Genomic DNA, 3,075 nt, shown 5'->3' on the forward strand with positions numbered 1-3,075 from the left:
GATGCGGAAATAAGTTGGACCGCACCTCATGTGCCTAGATGTCTTCCTGAAGAAAGACGTGCCCTCTCGATGAAGCCGCTCCTTGTGGTCAGCGGAAGAGCCCTCCGAACTAGGCGCTCCGATCCGTTATGTTCCCTAGATGACCTGCCGGATCATCCAGCTCGCTTAGCCAAGCCTAGCGGCGATGTCCTTGAGACGCGATAGCTTCTGAACGATGGTGGGCAGATCATTGACGCTCTCGCCGTAGGTCCACACGTAGGCAAGCACCGCAAAAATCGCGCCCGCCGTCGTGCCGGTTCCTGCGCGCGCCAGCAACGCCAACGTGGCCAGCGTCAGGCCAATTTGGATGATCTCGATCCCTCCCCAGACTTTGGCTTCGGCATCCGAGATGCGCACGCGCCAGAACCGGAGCCGATGCTCGAAATGACGGCGTATCACAGCGGCGGATCCGCGTCCGACAAGCTCGACCTCACGCTCCAGCCGATCGTTCAGGGCCGCGTTTAGACGCAGGCTGGCGCGGCCGAAGCAGAATGTGAACAGGGCGATCGGCCCCAACGCCGAGATCGCGAGCACACCCACCCATCGGCTCAGAACGCACAGCATCGCGACGGCTCCGACAAAATGCACGACGGAAGCCGCAACAGCCGGCACGTCTACCTCAAGGAAGTCGACCACTTCGCGCGACAGCGCCACACGTGCGGCGAGATGGGCGGCATTCGTGCCCTGAGCCCTCTGCCGCTCAACGAGATTGGTCGCGAGGTCTGCGTATACCAGGGTGAAAACCCGCGTGTCGTAAACGTGCCGGAACAATCCCACGGCGAGATGGACGCTCCAGGTGACCAACAGCGGAGCCACGCCAATCCAAGCTCCCGACAGGACGCCATCAATGGCAATGCCAGTCAGGAACGGGTAGAGGACGTTGAGGCCGTTCTCCGTCACGCTCAGCGTATATGTCAGCGCGAGCTTGAGCCGATAGCGCCCGCCGAGACCGATCAGCAGCGCCCGCAGCGAGGGTGCAGGCGCGAAATCGCCCGAAGAAGCCGCGCTGTCATTCATAATCTGATCTCCAGGCGATGGGCGAGGTCCCAAAACGCTGCTCGTGGCGATGGAAGACGGTAGCGGGCTGCGAACGCGGCACCGTCAGAGCGAGCGCATAGAGGACCGGCGCACCTTTTCACCAGCGGGATGTTACAAGACAAATGGCCGGCAGGTGCCAAAACCAGCTGTCCACCGAGCCTCCACGCATCTGCGGTCGGGCTCATAAGCGGACCTCTTCAGCGCAGGCCTGCAGGTCGGCCCTATGGCAGGAGCGGTCATTCGCTCAGCTCGTCGCGATTGCCCAGCGACGGACGAGCGGCCCGGCAAAGTTGAGGAAGTATGCGTACATGGCGCTGTCGGGGGCGAAGACACCGATCGCCATGGAGAGCAAGGCGGAAGTGATCAGCAGGCTGAACTCGACGCGGCCGCTTGCGACCAGCCGGTGGCCGGTGTCCCTCTCGATCACGAGCGTGGTCGCTATCGCGGTCAAGGCCAGGAGGATCAAGTTGCCGCCGTAGATCCAGATCGCGGGAACGAGCTCGTAGCGGCCGGCGACGATCATTGAAAAGGGCAGCAAGGTGACGAAGAACAGGTGCAGGAGCACTGTCCAGGCGTAAGCGCCGCTGGCCGTCTCCGGCTCCTCCTTCGTGTGCGCCCGCTCGAGCCAGAAAAGGGCAAGCATGAGAAAAGTAACAATGTACGCGATGAACGTGTCGGCGAGCCGGGCGAGAGCGGCGAGCAACTCGCCGCTGGTCGTCGGATTGAAGCCTTCTGGCAGGTCGAGATTGACGACCAGGAGCGTCATCGCAAAGGCAAAGACGCCGTCGGTGATCGCATCCAGCCTGCCTTTTGCAATGAACTCGTCGGGCTCCTTCATCATTTCTGCTCCGTTGTATTCGCCGGCTCTTTGACGAACGCCGCCGCGTGACGGACATGATGAAGCCTCCGCGGCCTGGGCCGGCGGGGCTCTTGCTCACGGCCTCCGTGAGGTCATGGCACACCGACGATCCGTGGCTGGAACTTTCAAACGGCCGCTTCCTCTTGATCGGACGGTTTGTCCGCTCTGGGTGAGGCACGGCCCTTGAGCGCTGCCGTGGAAAGGTCCCCTCACCCTGCCAGTCCTGACATTCGGTTTACTTCTGCTCAGTGCCCGGAGTGGTCCTTTCAAGTGCATGGCCACTGGACTAAGCACCTTCATAACAGCCCCTGCATCTTTCTCAGATCAAGTCAGCCACCGCCGTGCATCATTCCCCTGCCGACAGCGTTGATCCGCGGCATGGAGCACGGTGGCTCATGGAGAACGAGCTGGACATCCTCCTCCGGCGGCAGAAGGTGCTGGCCGACTTCGGCGGCTTCGCGCTCCAGTCGGAGGAGCTCGACGAGGTCCTGACCGAAGCGTGTCGCCTGGTGGGCGAGGCCATGGAAACAGGACGCGCCAAGGTCCTGGAGATCGCACAGGACGGTGCGAGCCTGTTGGTGCGGGCCGGCGTAGGCTGGGCCCGAGACATTGTCGGGCAAGTGCGCCTGCCGATGAGCGAGCGCTCGTCCGAGACCTTCACCACCTCGGGCCGGAAGAATGGCACCGACAGTGCAGGCGGGGCCGGGCTGGGCGGTGTCGGAGTGGGTGGTTCAGGGGGAATTGGACCCGCGGAGCTGTGCAGGACCCAATCATTCTCCGTCCCGGGCATCACGCCGCCGCGGAACAGGAGGTATTCGTAGGGTCCGGCCGCGACCGGTCCGGCCAGTGCGAAGGCACCCGGCATCACTGCGATCAGAAGGAAATTTCACTCGTCTCGCTGCCCAAATTCTCTGAGCCTGTTCTGCGGGACTCGGGCGTTGGAGCAATGGCAGATCGCGACAGGATCAGAGAGCGGGATTAAACAGCTCAGAAGTCGCGCTGGACACGCAAACGGGCTTCCCAGATGTCGTCGGAACCAGTTGGCTTGAAGAAGCCTGAGGCATCGCCGGCGAAGTTCGTGATCGGAACCGCGACGCGGCCACGCGGGTCGATTCTCGCGTAAAGAACCTCTGCGCCGA

The 3,075-nt window shown here is 62.7% G+C and carries 3 protein-coding genes; 1 reads left to right on the top strand and 2 read right to left on the bottom strand.

Features of this window, described 5'->3' with window-relative positions:
- Nucleotides 1–165: 165 nt before the first annotated feature.
- Together BN1233_RS33955 and BN1233_RS33960 are read right to left on the bottom strand one after the other, a co-directional pair.
- A complete protein-coding gene (locus tag BN1233_RS33955) occupies nt 166–1,056 on the bottom strand; it encodes an ABC transporter six-transmembrane domain-containing protein (RefSeq protein WP_046868076.1) in 891 nt (296 codons plus the stop codon).
- Between the two features lie 265 nt (nt 1,057–1,321).
- Nucleotides 1,322–1,918, bottom strand: a complete 597-nt coding sequence (locus BN1233_RS33960) for a TMEM175 family protein (protein ID WP_046868077.1) — start codon at nt 1,916–1,918, stop codon at nt 1,322–1,324.
- Between the two features lie 413 nt (nt 1,919–2,331).
- Between BN1233_RS33960 and BN1233_RS48765 the strand changes: the two genes are divergently transcribed.
- Nucleotides 2,332–2,757: a hypothetical protein gene (locus BN1233_RS48765; RefSeq protein WP_046868078.1), complete on the top strand. Its 426-nt coding sequence runs from the start codon at nt 2,332–2,334 to the stop codon at nt 2,755–2,757.
- Nucleotides 2,758–3,075: the final 318 nt, after the last annotated feature.

The organism is Microvirga massiliensis (genome assembly GCF_001006805.1).
GTDB classification, from domain to species: domain Bacteria; phylum Pseudomonadota; class Alphaproteobacteria; order Rhizobiales; family Beijerinckiaceae; genus Microvirga; species Microvirga massiliensis.

Bases quoted from the DNA above. Each gene is read 5' to 3' on its own strand.
- BN1233_RS33955 (WP_046868076.1), bottom strand. From the start codon at position 1,056: ATGAATGACAGCGCGGCTTCTTCGGGCGATTTCGCGCCTGCACCCTCG.
- BN1233_RS33960 (WP_046868077.1), bottom strand. From the start codon at position 1,918: ATGATGAAGGAGCCCGACGAGTTCATTGCAAAAGGCAGGCTGGATGCG.
- BN1233_RS48765 (WP_046868078.1), top strand. From the start codon at position 2,332: ATGGAGAACGAGCTGGACATCCTCCTCCGGCGGCAGAAGGTGCTGGCC.